Annotated in this window: 23 protein-coding genes; 14 read left to right on the plus strand and 9 right to left on the minus strand. The window is 65.8% G+C overall.

The window, feature by feature from the left end; translation table 11 throughout:
* Nucleotides 1–2: 2 nt before the first annotated feature.
* Nucleotides 3–869, plus strand: coding sequence for a LysR family transcriptional regulator (locus BMZ43_RS07750; protein WP_093252042.1), 867 nt, complete (start codon nucleotides 3–5; stop codon nucleotides 867–869).
* A gap of 100 nt (nucleotides 870–969) precedes the next feature.
* Here the strand turns inward: BMZ43_RS07750 and BMZ43_RS07755 are convergent, their stop codons facing one another.
* Both BMZ43_RS07755 and BMZ43_RS07760 read right to left on the minus strand, forming a co-directional pair.
* Nucleotides 970–1,839 (minus strand): NAD(P)-dependent oxidoreductase, encoded by an 870-nt coding sequence (locus tag BMZ43_RS07755; protein WP_093252045.1) that lies wholly within the window; start codon nucleotides 1,837–1,839, stop codon nucleotides 970–972.
* Between the two features lie 15 nt (nucleotides 1,840–1,854).
* Nucleotides 1,855–2,475 (minus strand): RraA family protein, encoded by a 621-nt coding sequence (locus BMZ43_RS07760; RefSeq protein WP_093252049.1) that lies wholly within the window; start codon nucleotides 2,473–2,475, stop codon nucleotides 1,855–1,857.
* Between the two features lie 97 nt (nucleotides 2,476–2,572).
* Between BMZ43_RS07760 and BMZ43_RS07765 the strand changes: the two genes are divergently transcribed.
* Entirely contained in the window at nucleotides 2,573–3,472 is a 900-nt protein-coding gene (locus BMZ43_RS07765; protein ID WP_093252054.1) for a LysR family transcriptional regulator, read from the plus strand.
* A gap of 75 nt (nucleotides 3,473–3,547) precedes the next feature.
* Here the strand turns inward: BMZ43_RS07765 and BMZ43_RS07770 are convergent, their stop codons facing one another.
* A complete protein-coding gene (locus BMZ43_RS07770; RefSeq protein ID WP_093252058.1) occupies nucleotides 3,548–4,921 on the minus strand; it encodes an MFS transporter in 1,374 nt (457 codons plus the stop codon).
* 360 nt (nucleotides 4,922–5,281) lie between these two features.
* Between BMZ43_RS07770 and BMZ43_RS07775 the strand changes: the two genes are divergently transcribed.
* Together BMZ43_RS07775 and BMZ43_RS07780 are read left to right on the plus strand one after the other, a co-directional pair.
* Nucleotides 5,282–7,309, plus strand: a complete 2,028-nt coding sequence (locus BMZ43_RS07775; RefSeq protein ID WP_093252062.1) for a peptidase U32 family protein — start codon at nucleotides 5,282–5,284, stop codon at nucleotides 7,307–7,309.
* Between the two features lie 477 nt (nucleotides 7,310–7,786).
* Nucleotides 7,787–8,932 carry a mechanosensitive ion channel family protein gene (locus BMZ43_RS07780; RefSeq protein WP_064308539.1) on the plus strand — a complete coding sequence of 382 codons (1,146 nt, stop codon included), beginning with the start codon at nucleotides 7,787–7,789 and terminating at the stop codon, nucleotides 8,930–8,932.
* A gap of 107 nt (nucleotides 8,933–9,039) precedes the next feature.
* On the opposite strand, the gene BMZ43_RS07785 is transcribed toward BMZ43_RS07780, so the two are convergent.
* A complete protein-coding gene (locus BMZ43_RS07785; protein ID WP_017641347.1) occupies nucleotides 9,040–9,744 on the minus strand; it encodes a glutathione S-transferase family protein in 705 nt (234 codons plus the stop codon).
* Nucleotides 9,745–10,051: 307 nt separating this feature from the next.
* Here BMZ43_RS07785 and BMZ43_RS07790 point away from each other — a divergent pair, with 307 nt between their 5' ends.
* Together BMZ43_RS07790 and BMZ43_RS07795 are read left to right on the plus strand one after the other, a co-directional pair.
* Entirely contained in the window at nucleotides 10,052–10,684 is a 633-nt protein-coding gene (locus BMZ43_RS07790; RefSeq protein WP_093252066.1) for a pyridoxamine 5'-phosphate oxidase family protein, read from the plus strand.
* 41 nt (nucleotides 10,685–10,725) lie between these two features.
* On the plus strand, nucleotides 10,726–11,286 hold the full coding sequence (locus BMZ43_RS07795) for a DUF1993 domain-containing protein (RefSeq protein WP_017641349.1): 561 nt from the start codon (nucleotides 10,726–10,728) through the stop codon (nucleotides 11,284–11,286).
* A gap of 80 nt (nucleotides 11,287–11,366) precedes the next feature.
* On the opposite strand, the gene BMZ43_RS07800 is transcribed toward BMZ43_RS07795, so the two are convergent.
* The gene (locus tag BMZ43_RS07800; RefSeq protein ID WP_017641350.1) at nucleotides 11,367–11,963 is read right to left on the minus strand and encodes an NUDIX domain-containing protein; all 597 of its coding nucleotides are present in this window, start codon (nucleotides 11,961–11,963) and stop codon (nucleotides 11,367–11,369) included.
* A gap of 114 nt (nucleotides 11,964–12,077) precedes the next feature.
* On the opposite strand from BMZ43_RS07800, the gene BMZ43_RS07805 reads away from it, so the two are divergent.
* Entirely contained in the window at nucleotides 12,078–12,830 is a 753-nt protein-coding gene (locus BMZ43_RS07805) for a DeoR/GlpR family DNA-binding transcription regulator (protein ID WP_064308543.1), read from the plus strand.
* A gap of 24 nt (nucleotides 12,831–12,854) precedes the next feature.
* Here BMZ43_RS07805 and feaR (BMZ43_RS07810) read toward each other — a convergent pair whose 3' ends face one another.
* The 3 genes from feaR (BMZ43_RS07810) to BMZ43_RS07820 form a co-directional block, all read right to left on the minus strand.
* Nucleotides 12,855–13,796, minus strand: coding sequence for a transcriptional regulator FeaR (gene feaR / locus BMZ43_RS07810; RefSeq protein ID WP_017641352.1), 942 nt, complete (start codon nucleotides 13,794–13,796; stop codon nucleotides 12,855–12,857).
* A gap of 115 nt (nucleotides 13,797–13,911) precedes the next feature.
* A complete protein-coding gene (locus tag BMZ43_RS07815; protein ID WP_093252069.1) occupies nucleotides 13,912–14,487 on the minus strand; it encodes a DUF3156 family protein in 576 nt (191 codons plus the stop codon).
* Nucleotide 14,488: 1 nt separating this feature from the next.
* A complete protein-coding gene (locus BMZ43_RS07820) occupies nucleotides 14,489–15,988 on the minus strand; it encodes an APC family permease (protein ID WP_093252072.1) in 1,500 nt (499 codons plus the stop codon).
* A 361-nt stretch (nucleotides 15,989–16,349) separates the two neighbouring features.
* On the opposite strand from BMZ43_RS07820, the gene BMZ43_RS07825 reads away from it, so the two are divergent.
* The 7 genes from BMZ43_RS07825 (at nucleotide 16,350) to BMZ43_RS07855 (ending at nucleotide 22,780) form a co-directional block, all read left to right on the plus strand.
* Nucleotides 16,350–17,648 carry an NAD(P)/FAD-dependent oxidoreductase gene (locus BMZ43_RS07825; protein WP_093252086.1) on the plus strand — a complete coding sequence of 433 codons (1,299 nt, stop codon included), beginning with the start codon at nucleotides 16,350–16,352 and terminating at the stop codon, nucleotides 17,646–17,648.
* A 25-nt stretch (nucleotides 17,649–17,673) separates the two neighbouring features.
* Nucleotides 17,674–18,039 (plus strand): cupin domain-containing protein, encoded by a 366-nt coding sequence (locus BMZ43_RS07830; RefSeq protein WP_093252091.1) that lies wholly within the window; start codon nucleotides 17,674–17,676, stop codon nucleotides 18,037–18,039.
* A gap of 2 nt (nucleotides 18,040–18,041) precedes the next feature.
* Nucleotides 18,042–18,695: a helix-turn-helix transcriptional regulator gene (locus BMZ43_RS07835; RefSeq protein ID WP_093252105.1), complete on the plus strand. Its 654-nt coding sequence runs from the start codon at nucleotides 18,042–18,044 to the stop codon at nucleotides 18,693–18,695.
* Between the two features lie 88 nt (nucleotides 18,696–18,783).
* Entirely contained in the window at nucleotides 18,784–19,596 is an 813-nt protein-coding gene (locus tag BMZ43_RS07840) for a molybdenum cofactor biosynthesis F family protein (protein ID WP_093252110.1), read from the plus strand.
* A complete protein-coding gene (locus tag BMZ43_RS07845; protein WP_093252118.1) occupies nucleotides 19,593–20,384 on the plus strand; it encodes an SDR family NAD(P)-dependent oxidoreductase in 792 nt (263 codons plus the stop codon). The genes BMZ43_RS07840 and BMZ43_RS07845 overlap by 4 nt, the downstream gene beginning before the upstream one ends.
* Nucleotide 20,385: 1 nt before the next feature.
* Nucleotides 20,386–21,153 carry an SDR family oxidoreductase gene (locus tag BMZ43_RS07850; protein ID WP_093252122.1) on the plus strand — a complete coding sequence of 256 codons (768 nt, stop codon included), beginning with the start codon at nucleotides 20,386–20,388 and terminating at the stop codon, nucleotides 21,151–21,153.
* Between the two features lie 130 nt (nucleotides 21,154–21,283).
* Entirely contained in the window at nucleotides 21,284–22,780 is a 1,497-nt protein-coding gene (locus BMZ43_RS07855) for an aldehyde dehydrogenase family protein (protein ID WP_093252126.1), read from the plus strand.
* Here BMZ43_RS07855 and feaR (BMZ43_RS07860) read toward each other — a convergent pair.
* Nucleotides 22,777–23,727, minus strand: a complete 951-nt coding sequence (feaR, locus tag BMZ43_RS07860; protein ID WP_093252129.1) for a transcriptional regulator FeaR — start codon at nucleotides 23,725–23,727, stop codon at nucleotides 22,777–22,779. The genes BMZ43_RS07855 and feaR (BMZ43_RS07860) overlap by 4 nt on opposite strands.

Below are 23,727 nucleotides of genomic sequence, written 5' to 3' on the forward strand. Positions count from 1 at the left end.
GCATGCGCCGACTCAATTTCCATCACCTGCACTACTTCTGGGCCGTCGCCAAGGAAGGCAATCTCACCCGCGCTGCCGAGGCGCTGCATGTCTCCCAGTCCGCCCTCTCCACCCAGATCCGCGTGCTGGAAGACCAGCTCGGCCATCCCCTGTTCATCCGCTCCGGCCGCAGCCTGCGGCTAACCGAAGCCGGACAGCTGGTGCTGGACTATGCCGAAACCATCTTCGCGCTGGGCAGCGAATTGCAGAACACCCTGCAGAACGCCCAGGAGGCGAACCAGAGGCTGCGCATCGGCTCCGTCGCGACCCTGTCGCGCAACTTCCAGGAAAACCTGCTGCGCCCCTTCCTTGGCCGGGAAGACCTGGTTCTGACCCTCGAATCCGGCGGTGTGGACGAACTGCTGGAGCGCCTGGCCCTGCACAAGCTGGACGTGGTGCTGACCAACCAGGCGGTGAGCGCCGACAGCCAGCGCACCTGGCAATGCCGCCTGCTCCATCGCCAGCCGGTGTGCCTGATCGGTCCACCACGCCAGGACCGCCGCCCCTTCGATCTCCACCGCGACCTGCAACAGGCCCGCCTGATCGTGCCCGGGCGCAGCAGCGACGTGCGCAGCCAGTTCGAGGTCTATTGCAGCGGCCAGGGACTGACGCCGCGCATCTGCGCCGAGGTCGACGACATGGCCCTGCTGCGTCTGCTGGCCCGCGACTCCGGCGACATGGCCCTGCTGCCCGCCGTGGTGGTGCAGGACGAACTGCGCAGCGGTGCACTGCAGCTCTATGCCGAGGTGCCGGAGATCGCCGAGCGGTTCTATGCGGTGACCCTGCAGCGGCAGTTCAGGTTGAGTATCTTGGAGGAGTTGCTGGGGTAGCCGGCGATGCTGGATGCGACCTCGGGGCCAGAGACGCCTTGACCTCAGGTAATGAAAGCACCGAGCGGCAATAGCCGCTCGGTGCTTAATCAAGTACCCGCTACCTCACCACGCCATTGGCCTTGAACAGCCAATCGAACGCCTGGTCCAGGGTCGGCGATGCCGTGTCGATAGGCTCGCGTGCGAGCTGAGCGGATGTCCGCGCAAACACCTCCCTCACCCCGGGCAGCACCGCGACCGGTAGCTCGGCAGCCCGCAGTTGGCGTTCGGCCTCTTCCACTTCCTTGAGACGGCGCGGAGCATGGACCACATGCGTCCTGATCAGGGCGCCGAGAAAGTCCCTGAGCGAGGCCTGGTCGATATCGCTAAGGGCATCGTGGAGCTTTTCCGTGACGCCCTGCTTCTCGGCCGCCATGAAGCACTCGATGGTCAGGGCTTCCAGTCCCTTGGTGAACACGCTGCGCAGGATTTTCAGGGCGGCGGCATCGCCCGCGGCACCTCCCTCGACGGGCTTGAGCGGTGCGCCGGCTTCCGCAAAGAGGACGACCGCGCGCTCCAGGCCAATGCCGGCGCCCAGCAGATTGGTTTTCGCGTGCGTCAACGCGATGGCCCCCAGGATGGCCACGTCCACATAGGGGATCGAGCGCTCGTCCGCGATGGCCGCGGCTCGCCTGATCTGCTCCGGATCCGCGGTGGTCATGTCGATGAACAGCGCACCCGCCTGCATAAGGGCAAGCGCCTGCTCGGCGACCGGGAGCGAGACGGTGCCGAAAACGCAGGAGACGACGACGTCACAAGCGGTCACCGCGTCTTCTATCGAGGTGACGAGTGCCAGGTCATGTTCTTTCGCGAAGGCCTGGGCTCTGGGTGAGGGCTTGAGGTCACACAGGAGGATCTCGTGGCCCGCTGCCACCCAGGGGTGTGCATAGGTAAGACCCACTTCGCCTGCGCCGATAATCGCTAGCTTCATTTGCTTCTTCCGTAATCAATGGGCCGCGTAGGCGCCCCGGTAGGTTCCAGCGGCAATCTGCGCGAGCATCTCCGCTTCCTTGCGCTCGGTCGCCAGACAACGGTCGAGCAGCTCCGCCGCCTGGGCGATGGGAAAGGCGACAATGCCGTCATGGTCACCCACGACGAGGTCTCCTGGTGACACGATCATGTCGCCAATGCTCACCGGCACGTTGATCTCGCCCGGGCCGTTCTTGTAGGGACCCCGGTGATAGCCCCCACGCGCGAAGATGGGAAAGCTGCCCTTGCTGATGGTCGCCAGGTCGCGGATCGCCCCATCGACGACGACCCCCGCGGCACCGCGCTTTTCCGCGATAGCCGCCATGATATCGCCCATCAGGGCGCGACTCAGGTCGCCGCCGCCATCGACCACCAGCACCTGGCCAGGGACGAGGAACTCCAGCGCCTGGTGGATCGCCCGATTGTCGCCGGCGGGTACTTTGACGGTGAGGGCAAGGCCCGCCATGGTGCCTTCGATCCGATGGAAGGGCCGCAGCCGAGCGCCTGGAAGTCGGTCGAGACAGTCGCTGATGATCGAGGTGGAGGTGCGGGCGAAGGCTTCGACCAGCAAGGTCGGACTGGAAGCATTGACGTTCATGAAGGCTCCTCTTGTTGGATAACGTCGAGGATAGGCCGGTGGCCAAATAGAAAAAGCGATATTAAGGTATGGTCACTCATGCCCTGGAGGAATGCTAATGGTCACGCTACGCCAGTTGCTGGCGCTGCATTGGATCGAACGTCTGGGTACCTTCGAAAAAGCCGCCGAGCATCTCAACACCACCCAATCAGCCATCTCGAAACGGGTGCAGGAGCTGGAGTCTTCCACCGGCCTGCAATTGTTCGATCGCTCGCAGCGGGGTGCCCGCTTCACCGCCGAGGGCGAGGAGCTGCTGGTCATCGCGCGAGAAATGCTCGATCTGAGCGAGCGCATCACCTCGCTCAAGGACGGCAAGCACGTCACCACGCGCCGCCTGCGACTGGGCGTTACCGAACTCACCGCCTGGACGTGGCTACCGCGCCTGGTCACGCGACTGGTCGAGGACTTTCCCGGGCTGACCGTGGAGCCGGAAGTCGACATGAGTCGCAACCTGCATGAGCGCCTGATGGACGACTTGGTCGACCTCATCGTGATCCCGGACACCTTCACCGCCCCCGAGGTCACCAGCGTGCCTCTGGCGACCGTGGAGAATGCCTGGATGGCCGCGCCGGGACTGGTAGGGAATTCAGGCGTGGTGAGCCTGGCCGAGCTGGCCAAGTATCCCATGCTGATGCAGGGCAAGAAGTCAGGATCCGGCTTGTTCGTGAACCGCTGGCTGCATGCACGCGGAATAGAGCTACCCAGGATCCTCTCCTCCGACAGCCTTACCGCCATGCTCGGCCTGGCCTCGGCGGGCCTGGGCGTCACCTATCTGCCGCGCGAATGTTTCCGCCCGCTGGTGGACGAAGGCAAGCTCGTCATCGTCGAGACCGATCCCGAGCTGCCACCGGTTCCCTACATGGCGATGTACCGCAACGATCGGCCCTCGACCTTCGTCACCGAGATCGCCGCGCTGGCGACGCAACTCTGCGACTTCACGAAACAGTTGCAGCGTTAGTCAGGGACAGCTGCATCGCCCCGCGCGTAACTTTTGCGGGGCAACGGTCAAGACCTTGCGGGGTTACTCGACCCGCTAGGCACCCGACTCGCCGATCGGCGCGGTAGCCGGTTCGGAAATGGTCAGCACGAAGGCCAGCGCAGCCAAGGAGCAGACGCCGAGGAAGATGAACACCGCCGTCCAGCTGTAGCTGTCCAGCAGGAAGCCGGTGATCAGCGGCGCCATGGCACCCCCTGCCTGGCCCGCGCTGTTGACCACGGATGCAGCCACCGGATAGGTCGTTCTGGTCGTCAGTCCCATCGAGTAGACCGAGAACGACGAGTAGCCGATATTGAGCAGAAAGCCGGTACCGAACAGCAACAGACTGACCGCGAGCAGCCCGTTGGGCGCGTAAACCAGCGCGACCATCATCACGCAGGTCGCTACCGCGCTGATCATCATGGTCGGTTTGCGACGGCGGTCCAGAACTCGATCCGACAGCCAACCGCCGACGATATTGCCAAGCACCCCGCCAACGAAGGGCAAGGACGCCACGAAGCCGACCTGCATCAGTTCGAAGTGCTTCACCTCACCCAGGTACTTGGGGAGCCAGGCCAGGAGCACGTTCACCACACCGGTCATGAGCAGGTAGCCCAGACCACAGCCCCATATGTTCCAGGATCTGAACACGGAGCGGGACGTATCCAGAACGGGGGTGCGCTCATAGCGCAGCGCGCGGTCGAGCCTGCCGAAATCCCGGTGCTTACGGACCGACTCGCTGTGCGCAGTCGTCTGGTCTTCGATGTGCTCGGCTTCGGCGTCACTGACCTGCTTGCAGGCCCGCGGGTCATTGGGGACGAGCCACCACCACAGCAAGGCGAGCAGCACGCCTGGCAGGGCGAAGGCGATGAACATGGTGCGCCAGCCATCGAGCAGAATCAGCGCCGCCCCCAGTGGCGGTGCTATCACCGCACCCATCTTCGCGGCGGACAGGAACGCCCCGGTAGCCGTGCCCTTTTCCCGCGGCGGAAACCAGCGGTTGATGGTGCTCAGCATCGACAGCGGCAAGGCAGCTTCTGCCACGCCCAGCGCCGAGCGATAGACCTTGAGCATGCCGATGCTGTGGGAGGTGCCGATCAACAGCGTCACCAGCGACGTCAGGCCAATCGCTGCGGGGGCGACCACGCGCACGCTGACCTTGCTCAGTAGAAAACCTGCCGGTATCTGACCGAGCGAGTAGAACAGGAAGAAGGCACTGACCAGCAGACCCACCTCGGCATTCGTCGCGCCGAACTCCTTCTGGATATAGGGCAAGGCGATGCCGATATTGGCCCGATCGGCTGCAGCGAGCATGTACACGACCACGATGACCGCCAGCACCACCCAGCGATAGCGGGTCCTGGACCGCGTCTGTAGCACTGCCCGTTCCGCCAATGCCGGTGCCGGCTTTGAAGCCAGGGATTCGGTCATGAGTCCTCCGTTTTTTATGTTTATTAAAGGTGACGGAAGTTTTACGACGACCCATTAATTGAAAAAGCGATAAATAGGCACAGGCATTCATTCCCCTTTGGAATGCCAATAACTCATATACAGTTAGATATCGATGGTTGAGCCCTTTACGGTCGCCGCTCAGGTCGCGGCAGCGGCCCTCTGATCAAGGCCGTACAGGCTGGAAACGCGGACTGATGTCTATTGGGCCATCAGGCGTGTGTCCCCTGCCCCCAGACGATCCGCATGCCTCAACCACCCAGCACCCCAGGCGTGCCCTCCTCCCCCTCGCCCGCTACAATGCGCGCCTTGCCGTGCCACGCCTGATCGAGAAGAATTGCCATGTCCCTGCCCAAGCACCATCTGGAATTGCTCAGCCCTGCCCGCGATGTCGGGATCGCGCGGGAGGCCATCCTGCATGGGGCCGATGCCGTCTATATCGGTGGGCCGAGCTTTGGGGCGCGGCATAATGCTTGTAACGAGGTCAGCGAGATCGCCGAGCTGGTGACATTCGCCCGGCGCTACCACGCGCGGGTGTTCACCACCATCAATACCATCCTGCATGACGACGAGCTGGAGCCGGCGCGCAAGCTGATTCATCAGCTGTACGACGCCGGCGTGGATGCGCTGATCGTGCAGGACCTGGGCGTGCTGGAACTGGACATCCCGCCGATCGAGTTGCATGCCAGCACCCAGACCGACATCCGCACCCTGGCGCGGGCCAGGTTTCTCGATCAGGCCGGCTTCTCGCAGCTGGTATTGGCGCGTGAGCTGAATCTGCAGGAGATCTCGGCCATCGCCGCCGAGACCGACGCGGCCATCGAATTCTTCATCCATGGCGCCCTGTGCGTGGCCTTCTCCGGCCAGTGCAACATCTCCCACGCCCAGACCGGCCGCAGCGCCAACCGGGGCGACTGCTCCCAGGCCTGCCGCCTGCCCTACACCTTGAAGGATGACCAGGGTCGGGTGGTGGCCTTCGAGAAGCACCTGCTGTCGATGAAGGACAACAACCAGAGCGCCAACCTGCGTGCCCTGGTCGAGGCCGGCGTGCGTTCCTTCAAGATCGAGGGGCGCTACAAGGACATGGGCTACGTGAAGAACATCACCGCCTACTACCGCCAATTGCTCGACGAGATCCTCGAAGATCGCACCGACCTGGCCCGTGCCTCCAGCGGCCGTACCGCGCACTTCTTCGTGCCCGATCCGGACAAGACCTTTCACCGCGGCAGCACCGACTACTTCGTCACCGACCGCAAGGTGGACATCGGCGCCTTCGACTCGCCGACCTTTACCGGTCTGCCGGTGGGTCAGGTGGAAAAGGTCAGCAAGCGCGACTTCATCGCCGTGACCGAGGAGCCGCTGTCCAACGGCGACGGCCTCAATGTGCTAATCAAGCGCGAGGTGGTGGGCTTCCGCGCCAACGTCGCCGAGCTCAAGGGCACGTTCTATGAAGATGGCGAGGAAGACGGGGCGAAGCGCTACCGCTATCGCGTCGAACCCAACGAGATGCCCGAAGGGCTGTTCCGCCTACGGCCGAATCATCCGCTGTCGCGCAACCTGGACCACAACTGGCAGCAGGCCCTGCTCAAGACCAGCGCCGAGCGTCGTATCGGCGTGCGCTGGCAGGTCGAGCTGCGCGAGCAACGGCTCCAGCTGACCGCCACCAGCGAGGAAGGCGTCAGCGCCCGTGTCACTCTGGACGGTCCCTTCGGCGTGGCCAACAAGCCGGAACAGGCGCTGGACGGCCTGCGCGATCTGCTGACCCAGTTGGGCACCACCGAGTACCACGCCCTGGACGTGACGCTGGATGCGCCCCAGGCCTTCTTCATCCCCAATTCGCAACTCAAGGCACTGCGCCGCGAGGCCATCGAACAGCTGACCGCCGCACGCGTCGCCGCTCACCCGCGCGGTCGCCGTAAGGCCGAGACCAGCCCGCCGCCGGTGTACCCCGAGTCGCACCTGTCGTTTCTCTACAACGTCTACAACCAGAAGGCCCGCGACTTCTACCACCGCCATGGCGTGCAACTGATCGACGCGGCCTACGAGGCCCATGAAGAGCCTGGCGAGGTGCCGGTGATGATCACCAAGCACTGCCTGCGCTTCTCCTTCAACCTCTGCCCGAAGCAGGCCAAGGGCGTCACCGGCGTGCGCACCAAGGTCGCGCCCATGCAGCTGGTCCACGGTGATGAGGTGCTGACCCTGAAGTTCGACTGCAAGCCCTGCGAGATGCACGTGGTGGGCAAGATGAAGGGCCATATCCTCGACCTGCCGCTGCCGGGCAGCCAGGCCGCGGCCAAGGCGCTCGCCAGCATCAGCCCGGAAGACCTGCTCAAGACCATCCGCCACAAGCCGACCGGCTACAGTCACTGAGCCCGAGTGGGCTCCCAGGGTCGATCTGGTCTCGCCCGCCAGGTCATCACCTCGGGAGCCCGGCCGGTCGACGCGCTGTCGGCCCGCCCGCGAAATCGCCATTCTCTGCTCAATCGAGCGCGAATCTCCTCGTTGCTCATCGCCTCCAGCCAGGGCTGGCAAACGGTGGGTGAAGCGACTTTTTATCGACTCGGCACCGCCTGCGGTAACGACTGGGCCAGAGGCGCTCGCCGTCGCCAGCAGTGCTGTCACCACGAGTCGAATCGCGCCCGCCCGTGAAAAAAAGTGCACGGCACCAGCTCAAAGAACTCAAACCTGGCTGATGCCATCCGTGGGCTCCTGGCTGAATGGCCGAGCTGGCGGACGGTGTCCTGTGTTCCAGTTGACCAAGAGCGCGCTGGGATAAAACGAGTCGCGACCGCGCCTGCGCGGCCGAGTCGTGGCGATTTCTGAACCGGCTAGAAGACCCCCTGCTTTATGGATCTCGGATTTTTCAACACCCTGCTATCGACCAGTCTGCTCGGCATCTCGCTGGCCAACTGGCTCGCCATGCTGTGCCTCATCCTGCTCAGCTTCACCCTCGCCCGCACCGTCATCGGTTTCGTCCTGAGAAATCTGCGGACCCGCGCGGAAAAGCCGGGCGCTCATGTCAGCCAGATCGCCATCCAGGTGCTCTCCAGCACGAGCAATACCTTGCTGCTGCTGGCCGCCATTCTGATCGGCGTGGGGATACTGGATCTGCCCGAGCGCTGGCTGACGCGGGTCAGCAGCCTCTGGTTCGTGGTAGCGGCCTTGCAGGTCGGGCTGTGGGCCAACCGGGCGGTGGCCTTGGCGGTGCATCATTACTTCGTCAAGCACAGCCAGGCCGACGTCTATCAGGGCAGCGCCCTGGCCACCTTGTCGCTCTGGGGCGCCAAGGTGCTGCTCTGGGCCGTGGTCAGCCTGGCCATGCTGTCCAATCTGGGGGTGAACATCACCGCCTTCGTCGCCAGCCTTGGCGTGGGCGGCATCGCCATCGCCCTGGCCGTGCAGAACATTCTGGGCGATGTGTTCGCGTCCCTGTCCATCGCGGTGGACAAACCCTTCGAGGTGGGTGACTTCATCGTCGTGGGCTCGCTGGCAGGCACCGTCGAACATGTGGGCCTGAAGACGACGCGGATCAGAAGCCTGGGCGGCGAGCAGATCGTCATGGCGAACGCCGAGATGATCGGCAGCACCATCCAGAATTACAAGAAGCTGCAGGAGCGTCGCATCGTCTTCAAGTTCGGCCTGACCTATGCCAGCCAGCCAAGCCAGATCAAACAGGTCACCGCTGCCCTGAAGGAAATCATTCAACGGCAGGACAAGACGCGCTTCGACCGCGCCCACTTGCTGACCTTCGGTGACAGTTCGCTGGAATTCGAAGTCGTCTATATCGTGCTGGATGCCAGCTACAACGTGTACATGGACATCCAGCAGGCGATCAATATCGAGATGATGGAAGCCTTCGCCAGGATCGGCGTGCGTTTCGCCCTTTCCAGCCGCAGTCTCTATGTCGAAACCCTGCCTGCGGATTTCCTCACCGAACAGGATCGACAAGAAGATGCTCAGTCGGTCACCCAGCGCCAACCGGTGATGCAGTAGGACCCTGCCAGGAAACGAGAGCTGCCGATGCTGGCCACTGGGCGTTTGTCTCCGCAGACGTCCCAATGGCGTGCAAGGACGGACCAATGGCTTAGCGTCGCAGTGAATTACCGCTCGGCTGCCGTTGGCGCCTGGCGGGCCAGGCCGTTGTAGGCGTCGAGCATGCGTTCGCACCAGGCGGTGAGCGGATCGTCCTCGGCCAATAGCGATTGCGCGCTGACGACCCGAGCCCATTGGAAGGCGCCGAAGACGATGTGATCGGCGTAGGCCGGGGCTGCACCGGCCAGGTAATCCTGCACGGCCAGGGTACTGCGCAGGGGCTTCAGGACCTCGTGAAATGCTTGCAGCGAGCGCTCGCGCTGGGCGGCCAGGGCATCCAGCGACACGCCGAACGCCGCCTCCCGGGTCCGCTTGAAATAGTCTTTGTCGGCTTCATCCAGCACCGCATGGACGTCGGGCAGGATCAAGCGCGCTAGCGCCGGATGGACACTGTCGGCAACCCATTGATTGACGAAGCGCGTCAGCGCCTTGAGCGAGGCATCGCCCAGCAGCGAGGGCCGATCAGGGTACTGGTGATCCAGATACTCGGCGATGGCCCAGCTGTCGGTCACACAGCGTTCGCCGTCGACCAGTACCGGCACCTTGCCTTGCCCGGAAAAGGCGATGGCCTCCTTCTCGTGGAAGCGCCAGGCAACGGTCTCGACTGGTAGACCCTTGTGGGCCAGCGCCAGCCGTATGCGCCAGCAATAGGGGCTGAAGCGGCAACTGTCGTCGGCACCGGTCAGTTCGTACAGGCGTAGCGGAAGGGTCATCAGGAGATTCCTCTTGGTCAACCAATGGGAGGTTCGCGGGCGACTGTCGGGGCAGGTACAGGCGCCGATCAGGTCTTCTGGGACAGCGGCAAACCGCTATAAGTACCCGACCGCTTGCGCTTTCTTTGGGTCGCTATGGCGAAGGTCCCTAGCCAGGCGACGCCCGCGGGAACCTGCCCACAGACTGGGCTCTCCTCCACCGTATCGGCTACAGTTCAGCCAACCCTTTGCCTGTCGCGAAGGCTTGGCACCAGAAGAGCCACGCGTTAGCCAAGGCGCGCAGAGCACCACAAGCCAGGAGTCACGCATGGAGCAGGACAATCAGCAACAGGACTACCTCACCACCCTGGAGTCGCTGGAAAGCCTCTACGGTGAGGTCGCGGCACCCTCGATCCTCAAGGAAATCGATCATATCCACCCCGCGTACCAGCCCTTCATCGAGGCGGCATCCTTCGTGGTCCTGGCCTCGTCAGGATCTCAAGGGCTCGATGCCTCTCCCCGCGGCGATGCGCCGGGCTTCGTGCAGGTCGAGGACGCCAGGACGCTCTACCTGCCGGACCGCCGGGGCAACAACCGCCTGGATACGCTGCGTAATATCCTCCAGGATCCCCGGGTAGCGCTGCTGTTCCTGATCCCTGGTATCGGCGAAACCCTGCGCGTCAACGGCACCGCCCGCATAGCGGTCGATCCGACCTTGCTGGCCCGCTTCGAGGTCAAGGGCCAGCGCCCGCGAACGGTGCTGGAAATCAGGGTCACCAGCGTCTACTTCCAGTGCAGCCGCGCGGTGATCCGGGCCGGCCTGTGGGATCCTGCCAGGCACCTGGCGCGCAGCGCGCTGCCTTCTCCCGGCACCATCCTCAAGCAGCTCTGCCCGACCCAGGTGGACGGCGACGCCTACGACCAGGCCCTGCCGCAGCGCATCGCCAGCACGCTCTACTAGGGCTGCCCGGCACTGCCTCCAGCCCCCATCAAGGACCCGCCATGACCTTCGCCGATATCCTCGTCCCCACCTACACCAACCTGCTGGGCGCTCTCTCGGCCTGGCTTACCAAGGCCGAAGCCCAGCGGTCGGACGGTGCGACCGAGGCGCTACTGGTCGCCCGCCTGGCGCCTGACATGTTTCCCCTCGCCACCCAGGTCCGCTTCGCCTGCGTCCAGGCCCAGGAAGGCCTGCTGCGCCTGTACGGCCAGAGCTTTCCACCCGAGTTGAAGGTTCTGCTCGACGAAGGGCGCAACGCGGCCGAACAGCCGGGCACGCTGGCCCAGGCACAGACCTGCATCCGCGAAACCCTGGAGCGGGTACAGGCCCTCTCGGCCCAAGGGTCTGCCGTCGCGGAGGGAGAACCCATCGCCCACGAACTGCCCCAGGGGCTGGTCTTCGATTTCACCGCCGAACAGTACGTCCGCGACTGGGCGCTGCCGCAGTTCTACTTTCACGTGATGACCGCCTACGCCATCCTCCGCGCGCAAGGCGTCGAGCTGGGCAAGGCCGACTACGTCGCCCATGTACTGCCCCTCCTGAGGCCCGGCGCGTCGTCCTAGCCGCCAGGCGGCCAGCGCCGGAAGCCGCGTCTCCGGGATCCGAGACAGGCCGCTGGAGCCCTGGTCGTCAGCCTTGGAGATCAGCTGACCGCCAGGTGTGGTATGAGTTTCAGGGCCGCGTACTGCAGGAGCATGATGGTCTTGCCGTCGCGAATGGTCCCGGCATCGATCATCGCCAGCGCCTCGTCCAGGTCGACCTCGAGCACGGCGATGTCCTCGCCTTCCGCGGCATTGCCACCCCCGGCCGACTTGCGATCGCCCGGGGCGTACTCGCCGACGAAGAAATGCAGCCGCTCGGTCACCGAACCGGGACTCATGAAGGCATCGAACACCTGCCGCACTTCCCGTACCTGAAAGCCCGTCTCCTCCTCGACCTCGGCGCGGATTCGCACCTCGGGTTCGGCGGCGTCGAGCAGGCCGGCGGGCGCCTCGATCAGCAGGTCGTCGTGCCCATTGACGAAAGCCGGATAGCGCAGCTGGCGCGTCAGCACCACGGTGCGCCGCCGGGGATCGTAGAGCAGGATAGTCGCGCCATTGCCGCGATCGTAGGTCTCTCGCGATTGCCGCTGCCAGGTGCCGTCACTGCGCAGGAAGGCGAAGGTGGTCTTCTTCAGGATGAACCAGTCGTCAGACAACACCTTGACCTCTTCGACACGAATACGCGGGGCGATGCTCATAGGCGATCCTCTGGGTTGGCGAGCGGTATTTACCACTCTAGGGCTTCGCGCTAGAATTCGTGCAGTTTCGTGCAGTTTCGTGCAACATCAAGAATTTTCGTGCAGGAGTCCCCGATGCTGACCCGTGAACGCAAGGCGCTTATCCAGCAGGTGCTGCGCCGGGAAGGCCGGCTGGTGGCCAAGACCTTCAGCCAGCAATTGGGGGTCTCGGAAGACACCATTCGCCGTGATCTGCGGGAGCTGGCAGCGGAAGGCGTGCTGCAACGCGTGCATGGCGGCGCCTTGCCGGCTTCGGCTGCCGTCGCGGACTACGCCAGGCGCGAAGAGGCGTCCATGGCCAGTAAGGTAACGCTCGGCCAGGCGGGCATCCGCCTGATCCAACCGGGACAGATCATCTTTATCGATGGCGGCACGACCAATGTCCAACTCGTCCGCCACCTGCCCAAGGAGCTTGAGATCACCGTGGTCACCCATAGCCCGAACATCGCGGTAGAGCTGGTCGAGCATCCGCTGATCGAGGTCGAACTCATCGGTGGCCGCCTGTTCAAGCATTCCATCGTGACCCTTGGCACAGCCTGTGCGGAGGCCATCGCTCGGGTACGAGTCGACAGCTACTTCATGGGCGTGACCGGGCTGCATCCCGAGACGGGCGCCACCACCGGCAATGCCGAGGAAGCCGCGATCAAGCGCATCATCAGCCGTCAAGCGGCGGAGACCTTTGTGCTGGCAACGCGGGAAAAACTCGGCGCGGCCTCGCCCTACGGCATCATCCCGCTGGCCGATGTCAGCACCCTGGTGACGGATGCGGCGCCTGACGACGAGGCGCTCGGGGCGCTGAGCGCCGCAGTATCCGTGATCCATGCCTAGCTGCCGCCTTTCGGTCGCGCGTAGTCATCCCGCTAACGTCTGCCGCCGATAATCCTTCGGCGTGCAGGCGAATCGCTTGCGAAAGGCACGGCTGAAATGGGCCGAATCGGTGAAGCCCCAGCGGTAGGCGATTTCGGTGATGGAGGCGCGCTGGAGCATGGGGCTGCTGAGGTCGGCGGCGCTGCGCTCCAGGCGGGCGCGCATGATGGACTGGCAGATGCTGTCGCCGTCCTCGAAGGCCCTATAGAGATTGCGCACCGAGACGCCCAGCTCCTGGGCCAGCCAGTTGGGTGACAGCAGCGGCTGCCCCAGCGAGGCGTCGATCAGGGCCAGGGCGTTGCGCTTGAGGCCGGTCAGCGCCTGGTGTTCGCCGCTCTCCAGTGGCAGATCATGCCGCTGATCGAGCGCTGGAATCAGCAGCGCGTGCAGGGCTTCGCTCAACGCCGCGCCCTCTTCCGGGGTAGCGGCTTGCGCATCGAGATGGGTGACCTGGCTGACCAGGGAGCGCAGCAGCAGGGTGGTCAGACCCGCGGTCGGTAATTTGCCGAAGCGCGGATCACCGCCGGCCAGCCGCCGTCCGAGCGCCTGACGATCCAGGTGGAAGGAGGTATGGCGGATCAGTCCGCAGGGCAGGATGTCGCAATCGAATTCAGGGCACATCAGCGCCATGTCGCCAGGGCGCAACTCCACCGCTTCGCCCTGGTGGCGCAGCACCGAGTGCCCCGCCTCCTGAACGATGAGAAAGCAGGTGCGGTCATCCACCTGATCACCCGGCGGACGCTCGCAGGCGATACGCCCGGCATTGGTGCTGATGGTGGTGTATGCGAAGCCACCGATGTCATGGTGCAGGATCTCGCCGATGAACAGCGAGTGCTCGGGCGCCAGCCAGGATTGGAAGCGGCCGCATACCGACCGCAGGGCCTGGGTCCAGTTGGCGAAATCCTGCATCAGGGCCTGTTGGGTCATGTCGATCTCCTCTGTTCAGGGTGCGCTCGGGTTGCCTGAGGTCCCGGCGTTATCCGCGGTAACCTGACTGTTCGGCACGCAATAAGCACACCGGCGCACTAGCCGTTTTCGGCACTCAGTGCGGCGCCACCTCGGGGGCGATCCAGGCCTGCAGGCGCGCGAGAACCTGCAAGGCGGCCTGGGCCTGGTCCGGCGGTAGCCGCAGGTAGCGGCGATAGGCCGGAAAGCGGCTGACCACCTCGCTGGCCGCATAGGGCTCCAGCACGAGGCGCCACTGCCCTTGCCGGCGTTCCAGCTCCAGCTCCCGGAAATCCAGCACCTGCAGCGCCTCGATCAGCGCCGGATCCCGCACCAGGTCGGCGCACCAACGCTCCAGCGCAGGATCGCGCCCTGCGAGGATCCGGAAGGCCAGCCCCGTGCGCCGCCACCAGCCGCTGTGCCGCAGCCGGATACGCACCGGCGTGCCGGCACAGGTTGGCCGCTGCCACTGGAAGCGACAGGTCACCAGGTGCATGAGAAACAGCGCCTGGGGCCGCTCCCGGATTTCGAAGGTCCAGCCCTGGCCCTCCTGACCGACCTGCAGGTGGTCGACGGCCAGTGCCGTCACCTGCAGACCCGGCAGATCTCGCACCAGGCGCGCCAGCGTCGCGCCGGGGCGATAGCCCGCCGGCTGCTTCCAGAGCGACCACATCTCAGACCGCGCCGCGCAGCACGGGCTCGATGGCGGGCAACTGCAGGCCGACCTTGCGGTTGAACTCCTTTTCCAGCGCCTCTTCCACCGGCACCGGGCGGAACGGGTGGACGCGCTGGACCACCAACGTCCAGAACAGCGCGAAGGCGGCCGTCAGGCCGAGCATGGCGCCGAAGGGACGATAGATGTCCGCCGCGTTCATGCCGGGTGGGGTGATGAAATACATGCCCAGCAGCAGGCCGGCACTGGCGATGATCTGCGGCAGCGGGAACAGCGGTGAGCGATAGGCGCGCGGCAGGTCGGGCCGGCGCAGGCGCAGCAGCACTACCGACAGATTGACCAGCAGGTAGGCGGTACTCCAGGCGCAGACCGCGGCGAGGATCAGCGGCACGATCCGGTCCGCGTTGCCGCCCAGCCACCAGGCGTGGAGGCAGGGAATGGCGGCGACCACGGCGATGCACACCACCGGTGTCTTGAAGCGCGGATGCAGGTAGGTGAAGACGCGTGGCAAGGCGCCATCCACCGCCATGCCATAGAGGATGCGCGGCACGCCCGCCATCAGGGTATTGATGGTGGCCGCCCCGGCGAACAGCAGGCCGATGCCCAGCCAGATCCGGCCGAAAGGCCCCATCACCTGCTCGGCGAAGTGGGGAATGGCCATGGGCGTATCCAGCAGGTGGACATTGGCCGCCGGATCGATCAGGACATTCTCCACCTGTCGGCGCATGGCGGCGCCATAGATGAACATGCAGCCGGCCACGCCCAGCAGCCCGAGCAGCATGGCGCGTGGCAGGGTCCGCGCGGCATTGCGTACCTCGGGCGCCAGGGGCGTGACGAATTCGCAACCGACGAACATGAACATCGCCATGCCGATCAGCGACAGCAGCGTGGTGAGGTCATCGCCCACCAGGGAGGCGCCGAAGGGGCCGTCCAGGGCCACCGCGGGCGCCTTGAGCAGACCGGCGATGCCAAAGATCATCAAGGTGGTCCACATGCCGAAGGTCAGGATGACCTCGGCCTTGCCGAACACCGTCACGCCCAGCACGTTGAGCACGGCGAAGCCCAGCACCAGGCCGACCCCGACCAGCCAGGCCTGGCCACCCGGTTCGGTCAGGACATTCAGGGATTCGAAATTGACCAGCGCCATGGTGCCGCTGAGGATGGTTTCCGCCGTGCCCGCGAAGACATGCACGATCAGGTAGGCGGACAGCGTGCCGGTGATGGCGAAGAAGCGACCCAGGCCGCAGGCCAGGTAGTCGTAGACCGAGCCGTTGGTGGGCAACAGGCAGGCGGCTTCGGCGAAGCTGGTGGATTGCGCCAGCATCATGACCAGGGCGATACCCATGGCCAGAGCGAACAGCCCGCCGCCCAGGCCGAAGCCGGTGGTGGCCGTAAGGATCACCGGGCTGGCCATGATCAGGCCGACGGCGCTGGCGAGCGCGGTCGGAAAACCGACCACCCCCTGGTGCAGGTGCTGGGACAAACGTTGCTGCAAGGTCATGTCAGAAGCCCTCTGGTTGTTATTGCTCTAGGCAGGGCAAGGTCCGGTTACCCGGACGGGTGCTATGAATTGTCGGGGGCGTCTTCGTCGGGGACGCCGCGAATCCCAGCTTAAAGAAGGCCTCGGGCGGCGGCCTTGCCCAGGCGTGCCAGCGCAGTTGCCTCTCGCTGCCAAGGGCGGCGGACCGGGCAGGCGCCGTGGACGATCGCCGCCGGGATTCGCGCGGGAGCGGCGCCGGCAGCCAGGATCAAAAGCGCTGGCAGGCAAAGACAATAGCTTCGCCAGGGGTTGTTGCCTTAATAGCGCCATGAGCGGATGCCCCGGCATCTCCCCTTCCAGTCTGGCAGTACGGCACGCGCAGATGATCACTCTCGAAACCCCGACCTACTACACGGCCACCAAGAAATACGACCTGAGCTTTCCTTCGCTGGCGGACGATATCGAAGCCGACGTCGTCGTCATCGGCGGGGGCTTCTCCGGGATCAACACCGCGCTGGAGCTGGCCGAAAAGGGCATCACCAACATCGTGGTGCTGGAAGCCCGCCACCTCGGCTTTGGCGGTACCGGTCGCAACGGCGGCCAGATCATGGCCGGCATCGGTCACGACCTGGAGAAGATCAAGAAGGATGTGGGCGAAGACGGCCTGCGGCAGATCTTCGAGATCAGCGACCTTGGCGCCGACATCATCAAGGCGCGCATCGCCCGCTACGACATCGACGCCGACTTCTGTCATGGCTACGGTTACATGGGCTTCAACGCCAGGCAGGAAAAGACCCTGCGCACCTGGGAGAAGGAATTCAAGTCCACCGGCACTCCGCACGAGATCCGCTTCCTGGCCGGCCGCGAGGTGCGCGAGATCATCGGCTCGGACGCCTACAGCTGCGCCCTCCTGCATCGCGGCGGCGGCCATGTGCATTCGCTGAACCTGCTGCTGGGCGAAGCCAAGGCGGCCGCCAGCCTGGGGGTGCGCATCTTCGAATTCAGCCCGGTGCTGGACGTCAGCTACGGCGAGCGCATCAAGGTGCGCACCGGCCGCGGCACCGTCACGGCCAGCAAGCTGCTCTGGGCCTGCGACAGCTTCCTCAACAAGCTGGAACCCGAGCTGCACCGCACCACCATCAACACCTACGCCTTCCAGATCGTCACCGAACCCCTGGCGGATGAGCTCATCCAGCGCATCAGCCCGATTCGCGGGGCCTACAGCGACATCCGTCCGGTGATCGACTACTACCGGGTGACCAACGAGAACCGCTTGCTGTTCGGCTCGGCCACCTCCCTGGTCGAGCATATCCCCAAGGATCTCAAGGCCTGGAATCGCAAGCTCATGCTGAAGATCTTCCCCTACCTCGCCGAGGTGAAGATCGATCTGGCCTGGGGGGGCCCCATGGCGGTGAGTCCCAATCTGTTTCCGCAGATCGGCACCCTGCCCGGCCGGCCCAACGCCTTCTTCGTCCAGGGTTACTCGGGCTTCGGCGTCACCCCCAGCCACATCATCTGCAAGGTGCTGGCCGAGGGCATGAGCGAAGGCTCGGCGCGCTATGACCTGATCAGCTCCATCCGGCGCATCGAGGTCACCGGCAAGGATGTCTTCGGGCCACTGCTCCTCACCGGCGGCAAGACCTGGCACCAGGTGTCCGGCTACTGGAACGGTCGTCGCTAACCCTTTTTCCCAACAGGAGTCCACCATGTCGCTGCATCCCATCACCCGCCACATCACCCTCGACCAGCTCGATCCCTGGGGCATCGTGGCCGATCTCGGCTCGGAGCTTCTTGCCGGCGACGGCAAGGCCTACGGCAAGATGACCGCCGGTGCGCCCACCGACGCCGTCAGCGCGGCCTATTTCGGTGTCAGCAAGAGCACCTTTCGCATGACCTATCCCTTCAACGAACAGGCCACGGTGGTCACCGGCGAGGTGCTGCTGACGGACGAATCCACCGGCGAGACCACCCGCTTCGGCGTGGGCGATACCTGGTACGTGGAAAAGGGCACCCCGGTGCGCTGGGAGATCCTCAGCGACAGCTTCGTCAAGCACTACCACGCCGTGGCCTGACCATGGGCGACGCCCTGGCCCGGCAATGTCTGCTGGCCTGTGCCAGGGCGGGCGGCGCCTCCCTGGCGGCGCTCTATCGCATCGACCACCAGGCGCGCCCGGCGGATTTCCAGCTGCTGGGGCTCGCCACGCCCATGCACCAGAGCTACCTGGAGCGCTATCAGGGCAGCGATCCGCTGCATCCGCGCCACTGCCAGAACCTCGCTACCGATCTCGTTCCCTTGCGCCTCGGCCAGGCGGCCCAGGCGGCGAGCAGCCGCGAACGCTATGCCGGCTTTCTCGCCCGCCACGGCATCTGCGATGTGGTGGAGATCTTCGCCCGCCAGGCCGGGCAGGCGGTGCTGGGGCTATCCCTGCTGCGGCGGGAGGCCGAAGGCGCCTTCAGTGCCGGGGAGCTCGAACGGCTGCAGGGTCTGCAGGCCATGCTCGCACTGGCGCTGCCCCGTCTCGCTACCCACTCTGCCTCCGTGGGCCTGACCGCCCTCACCCCCCGCGAGCGCGAACTCGCCCAGCTGTTGCGCGCCGGCCACGGCAACAAGCGCCTGGCGCAGTTGCTGGGGATCGGCCTGCCCACGGTGAAGACCCACCTCATCAATCTCTACCGCAAGGTGGGAGTAGCCAATCGCACCGAACTGGTCACGGCGCTCTTTCTCTGAGCGGCGCCCGCCTCAACCATCCGGTTGATGGGCAAGGCGCCGGGCACCGCTGAACATGACGACTCCCTTCCTGCACTGGAGTCGCATCATGAGTTCAACGTCCGACTGGATCACCGTAGGCGCCCTGGCCGATGGCTTCGCTCCCGAGGGCTTCGTGTTGCCGGCCAACGCCGCGCTGCAAGGCCGCCACCTCACCCTGCATTTCGCCAACGGCTGGCGCATCGAACATCGCTTCACCGCGGAGCGCCTGGAATGGCACCTGGAGAACGGCGGCGGCGAGGCCAGCTATCGGGCCACCACCCTGAGGCCAGAGGTCTTTCTGGTGGACTTCATCAAGCGCGAGAACGACCAGGACTGGTCGGTGACCCTGGTGCTGGACCTGCCCAACCAGGCCTTCACCGCTGTGCTCGGTCGGCTACCTACCCTCGCCGCCACCCGTGAAGGCCTCTATGCCCGGGCCCTGGCGGGTCAGTCGCTGACCGGCGTCGAGGTGGAGATTCTGCACGGCAGCCTGGATCGACCCTGGCAGGACGGTGCCTGCCCGCACGCGCCGACCCGGGAGCTGGTCGGGCTGCGCAATCTCTATCGCTACAGCCCGACCGAGGTCTATGAACACCTTTATCTCAACGAGAACTTCTATACCTGGCAATGCCTGCAGGGCGTGGAAGGCGGCCTGACCGACACCGATCGCTGCCACTACTACCGCATCGCCGAGCACCTCTATCTGTTCGTCTGGCGCGAGAAGATCGTACCCACCCTCGGCGTGCTGCTGATCGACCTCGACCAGCACCGTAGTGATGGCAAGATCTGGGGCTATAGCGATGCCGACTGCCAGGCCTGGAGCAACTTCCCGGTCGCGTCCCATTGCCAGGTGCTCAACCGCACCGAGTACCCGGCATGAGCGGCCGGGTGGTGGTCATCACCGGTGCCGGTACCGGCATCGGCGCCGCCTGCGCCCGGCGCTTCGCCAGCCAGGGCGATCGGGTGGTGCTGATCGGTCGGCGCCGCGAACCCCTGGAGCGCCTGGCGGGCGAGATCGGCGGGCTGGCCTTGAGCGGTGACGCCGCCGATCCCGACGCCTGGCTCGGGCTGACCGCCGACATCCAGCGGCAGCTTGGCGGAATCGACGTATTGATCGCCAACGCCGGCGGCCATGGCCTGGGCAGCGCCATCGATACCTCCCCGGAAAATTGGGCGGTCGCGCTGCGCAGCAACCTCGACAGCGCCTTCTTCAGCGCCCGGGCCTGTCTGCCAGCGCTCATCGAGCGGCGCGGCAACCTGGTGCTGGTGGCGTCCATCGCGGCCCTGGTCGCCGGCCCCGAGGTATGCGGCTACACCACGGCCAAGCACGCCCTGCTCGGCCTGACCCGCTCCCTGGCGCGGGACTACGGCCCCCTGGGGGTGCGTGCCAACGCCGTCTGTCCGGGCTGGGTACGTACGCCCATGGCCGATGCCGAGATGCAGCCGCTGATGCAGGCCCACGGCGAGGATCTGGACGCCGCCTATGCCCGGGTCTGCGCCGACGTCCCCCTGCGTCGCCCTGCCGCGCCCGAGGAGATCGCCAGCGTCTGCGCCTTTCTCGCCTCCGCGGAAGCCGCCATGGTCACCGGCACCCTCCTGGTGGCCGATGGCGGCGCCTCCTGCGTCGACCTGCCGACCCTCGCCTTCACCCGCCTGGGAGACGCCTGACATGAGCCTTTTCGATTTCCGCGAGCGCCAGGTGCTGGTCACCGGCGGCGCCCAGGGCATCGGTCGGGCGCTGGTCGAGGGCTTCGCCCGGGCCGGCGCGCAGGTCCGGATCGCCGATCTGCAGGCGCAGACGGCGGCGGCCCTGGCCGCCGACTTGACCGCCCAGGGCCTGGCCGTGGAGGCAGCCGGCGCCACCGATCTCGCCGTACCGGACAGCGCCGCGGCGCTGCTGGCCGGTCTCGACCGGCTGGACGTTGTGGTGCACAACGCGGCCTTCTTCCCCCTCACCGATTTCGCCGCCATCACCCCGGCGCTGCTGGAGCGCACCCTGGCGGTCAATCTCGCCGCCTGCTTCTGGCTGGCCCAGGCCGCCACGCCGCTGATGCGGCGCCAGGGCGGTGGCAGCCTGCTGATCACCTCCTCGGTGACCGGCCCGCGCTTCGCCTATCCCGGTCTCGCCCACTACGCCGCCTCCAAGGCCGGGGTGAACGGCTTCATCCGCGCGGCGGCCCTGGAACTGGCGGCGGACCAGATCCGCGTCAACGGCGTGGAACCCGGGATGATCCGGACGCCGGCGCTGGACAACCTGGGGGACGACGCCAATGCCGCCCATATCGCGAGCGGCGTCCCGCTCGGGCGCCTGGGCGAGCCGCAGGACATCGCTGCCGCCATGCTCTTCCTGGCCTCCGATGCCGCACGCTACATCACCGGCCAGACCCTGGTGGTGGATGGCGGCGCCGGTCTGGCGGAGGTACGACCGGCCCCCTGATCCACACACCTGTCGCTGGCAGAGCGCGTCAAGGCAGGCGGCAGTCAGAGGCAAGCCCACGCCGAGCCGGCCTGCCTAAGCTGCCCCATCGCCGCTCGACCGGCACAATGACAACTACAAGGACCTTGCCATGCCTACCACTGCCCTCCTCGCTCCGCTCGACCGCGTCACGGCCTTTCTCGATCAGGTCCATGGCAGCTTCATCGACGGCCAGACCGTCACCGGCGCAAACGACCTATTCGAGGTGCTCGACCCGGCCACCGCCCAACCCATCTCCCGCACCCATCTGGCCGATGGCGCCACCGTGGACCGCTGCGTAGCCGCGGCCCGGGCGGCCTTCGACAGCGGCAGCTGGAGTCGCCTGCGGCCGGCCGATCGCGAGCGCACCCTGCTCAGGTTCGCCGACCTGGTCGAGCAGCACGGCGAGGAACTGGCCCAGCTGGAGACCCTGGAACAGGGCAAGTCCATCCATATCGCCCGCGCCATCGAGGTCGGCGGCAGTGTCGAATACATGAGGTACATGGCGGGCTGGGCGACCAAGCTGGAAGGCCAGACCCTGGACGTCTCCATCCCGGTACCGGCTGGCGCCCGCTACAACGCCTACACCCGCCGCGAGGCCGTAGGCGTGGTGGCCGGCATCGTGCCGTGGAATTTCCCGCTGATGATCGCCCTGTGGAAGGTCATGCCGGCCCTGGCGGCGGGCAATTCCATCATCATCAAGCCCGCCGACGAGACCCCGTTGACCGTGCTGCGGGTCGCGGCCCTGGCCATCGAGGCCGGGATACCGGCGGGGGTGTTCAACGTCCTCATCGGTCGCGGCGCCGAGGCGGGGGCGGCGCTGGTCGCCCACCCCGGTGTCAACAAGGTGTCCTTTACCGGCTCCACCGCCGTGGGCAAGCAGGTGGGCATGGCCGCCCTGCAGAACATGACCCGCTTCTCCCTCGAACTGGGCGGCAAGAATCCCATGCTGCTGCTGGACGACGCCGACCTGGAGAAGGCCGTGGGCGGCGCCCTCATGGGTGGACTGCTCAACCAGGGGCAGGTCTGCGCCGCGGCGTCGCGCTTCTTCGTGCCGCGCCGATTGCACGCGGCCTTCCTCGAAGCCCTGAGCGCCGCCGTGGGCGGCATGACCCTGGGCGCGGGCCTGGATCCTAATGCCCAGATCAATCCGCTGGTCTCGCGCAAGCAGCAGCGCAGCGTGCTGGATCATCTGCAGCAGGCCCGGCAGCAAGGGGCGAAGGTTACTGTGGGAGGCGCCGCGCCAGACCTGCCCGGCTTCTTCGTGCAACCGACGGTGCTGGAGGTGAACGCCGAGATGAGCGTGGCCCAGGAAGAGGTGTTCGGCCCGGTACTGTCGGTGCTGGCCTACGATGATCTGGACGAGGCCCTGCGGCAGATCAACGCCAGCCGCTATGGCCTGACCGCGAGCATCTGGAGCAACGACCTCAGCCGCACCCTGGACCTGATCCCGCGCATCGAGGCCGGCATGGTCTGGGTCAACAGCCACGTCCCGGTGGACCCCAACCTGCCTTTCGGTGGCTACAAGCAGTCCGGCATAGGGCGCGAATTCGGCCGCGGCGCGGTGGAAGCCTTCACCGAACTCAAGTCGGTCTGCATCGCCTACTAGGCGACCAGCACGCGGGCGCCGCGATAGTCTCGCGGCGCCATACCAAATTGTTGCTTGAAGGCACGACTGAAGTGCGCCGCATCGCTGAAGCCCCAGCGAAAGGCGATCTCGGTGATGGGGAGATGATCCTGACTGCCATCGCGCAAGTCGGCAGCGCAGCGCGCCAGGCGGCGATGGCGAATCCACTCGCTGATGCCCATGGCATCTTCCGCGAACAGCCGGTACAGCTGCCGCAGGGACACGCCGATGCCCTCGGCGACCTGGGCCGGCGACAGGCTGGCTTCGTGCAGCCGCTCCAGGATGAAGGCTTCGGCGCCACGGCGTTGCAGGGCCGCTGGCTGCAGGGCCAGCCCCTTAGCCGCCGACTCAGCGGTCAGCGCCGGCCCGAGCAGTGCCAGGATCACTTCCTGCAGTGCGCTCTGCTCGTCCGCGCGTACCGGCACGGCACGCTCGATCGCCAGCAGTTCCCGGTAGAAGGACAGTAGCGTTCGGCCACTCAGGGTATGTCGCGCCACCTTGCCAAAGGTCAGTTGGTCGCCCGTCAGATGGGCCAGCACCTCGCGGCGCGGCAGGTGCAGCGACAGGTGTTCCATCAGCCCCTGGGGCTCGACCTCGAAGTCCGCCGCCGAGTCGACCAGCGCCAGGTCGCCCGGCTCCAGGGCCAGGGTACGGTCGAACTGATGGACGAGGGAGCGACCGCTCCCCTGCAGCACCAGGAAGCAATGGCGGTCGCCATCCTGGGCGCCTGCGGGGAGGCGCCGCGCGATGCGGGTAGCGTTGGTGCGAATCTGCACCTGCTCCAGTCCGGCCAGGCAACCTGGCCTTACCTGGCCGATGAACAGCGCGCCGCCGAGGCCGCGCTCGGCCTGGAAGCGCGCGCCACAGGCGCCGTGCAGGCTGTGCAGCCAGCCATCGAAGGTATCGCCAGAAGCCGTGCCTGTGTCCAT

It is taken from the genome of Pseudomonas sp. Snoq117.2 (genome assembly GCF_900110545.1).
Classification (GTDB): Bacteria; Pseudomonadota; Gammaproteobacteria; order Pseudomonadales; family Pseudomonadaceae; genus Chryseomonas; species Chryseomonas benzopyrenica.

What these genes read in the sequence shown, in the direction of transcription:
- BMZ43_RS07750 (WP_093252042.1), top strand. Translation starts at nt 3, where the DNA reads ATGCGCCGACTCAATTTCCATCACCTGCACTACTTCTGGGCCGTCGCC.
- BMZ43_RS07755 (WP_093252045.1), bottom strand. Translation starts at nt 1,839, where the DNA reads ATGAAGCTAGCGATTATCGGCGCAGGCGAAGTGGGTCTTACCTATGCA.
- BMZ43_RS07760 (WP_093252049.1), bottom strand. Translation starts at nt 2,475, where the DNA reads ATGAACGTCAATGCTTCCAGTCCGACCTTGCTGGTCGAAGCCTTCGCC.
- BMZ43_RS07765 (WP_093252054.1), top strand. Translation starts at nt 2,573, where the DNA reads ATGGTCACGCTACGCCAGTTGCTGGCGCTGCATTGGATCGAACGTCTG.
- BMZ43_RS07770 (WP_093252058.1), bottom strand. Translation starts at nt 4,921, where the DNA reads ATGACCGAATCCCTGGCTTCAAAGCCGGCACCGGCATTGGCGGAACGG.
- BMZ43_RS07775 (WP_093252062.1), top strand. Translation starts at nt 5,282, where the DNA reads ATGTCCCTGCCCAAGCACCATCTGGAATTGCTCAGCCCTGCCCGCGAT.
- BMZ43_RS07780 (WP_064308539.1), top strand. Translation starts at nt 7,787, where the DNA reads ATGGATCTCGGATTTTTCAACACCCTGCTATCGACCAGTCTGCTCGGC.
- BMZ43_RS07785 (WP_017641347.1), bottom strand. Translation starts at nt 9,744, where the DNA reads ATGACCCTTCCGCTACGCCTGTACGAACTGACCGGTGCCGACGACAGT.
- BMZ43_RS07790 (WP_093252066.1), top strand. Translation starts at nt 10,052, where the DNA reads ATGGAGCAGGACAATCAGCAACAGGACTACCTCACCACCCTGGAGTCG.
- BMZ43_RS07795 (WP_017641349.1), top strand. Translation starts at nt 10,726, where the DNA reads ATGACCTTCGCCGATATCCTCGTCCCCACCTACACCAACCTGCTGGGC.
- BMZ43_RS07800 (WP_017641350.1), bottom strand. Translation starts at nt 11,963, where the DNA reads ATGAGCATCGCCCCGCGTATTCGTGTCGAAGAGGTCAAGGTGTTGTCT.
- BMZ43_RS07805 (WP_064308543.1), top strand. Translation starts at nt 12,078, where the DNA reads ATGCTGACCCGTGAACGCAAGGCGCTTATCCAGCAGGTGCTGCGCCGG.
- feaR (WP_017641352.1), bottom strand. Translation starts at nt 13,796, where the DNA reads ATGACCCAACAGGCCCTGATGCAGGATTTCGCCAACTGGACCCAGGCC.
- BMZ43_RS07815 (WP_093252069.1), bottom strand. Translation starts at nt 14,487, where the DNA reads ATGTGGTCGCTCTGGAAGCAGCCGGCGGGCTATCGCCCCGGCGCGACG.
- BMZ43_RS07820 (WP_093252072.1), bottom strand. Translation starts at nt 15,988, where the DNA reads ATGACCTTGCAGCAACGTTTGTCCCAGCACCTGCACCAGGGGGTGGTC.
- BMZ43_RS07825 (WP_093252086.1), top strand. Translation starts at nt 16,350, where the DNA reads ATGATCACTCTCGAAACCCCGACCTACTACACGGCCACCAAGAAATAC.
- BMZ43_RS07830 (WP_093252091.1), top strand. Translation starts at nt 17,674, where the DNA reads ATGTCGCTGCATCCCATCACCCGCCACATCACCCTCGACCAGCTCGAT.
- BMZ43_RS07835 (WP_093252105.1), top strand. Translation starts at nt 18,042, where the DNA reads ATGGGCGACGCCCTGGCCCGGCAATGTCTGCTGGCCTGTGCCAGGGCG.
- BMZ43_RS07840 (WP_093252110.1), top strand. Translation starts at nt 18,784, where the DNA reads ATGAGTTCAACGTCCGACTGGATCACCGTAGGCGCCCTGGCCGATGGC.
- BMZ43_RS07845 (WP_093252118.1), top strand. Translation starts at nt 19,593, where the DNA reads ATGAGCGGCCGGGTGGTGGTCATCACCGGTGCCGGTACCGGCATCGGC.
- BMZ43_RS07850 (WP_093252122.1), top strand. Translation starts at nt 20,386, where the DNA reads ATGAGCCTTTTCGATTTCCGCGAGCGCCAGGTGCTGGTCACCGGCGGC.
- BMZ43_RS07855 (WP_093252126.1), top strand. Translation starts at nt 21,284, where the DNA reads ATGCCTACCACTGCCCTCCTCGCTCCGCTCGACCGCGTCACGGCCTTT.
- feaR (WP_093252129.1), bottom strand. Translation starts at nt 23,727, where the DNA reads ATGGACACAGGCACGGCTTCTGGCGATACCTTCGATGGCTGGCTGCAC.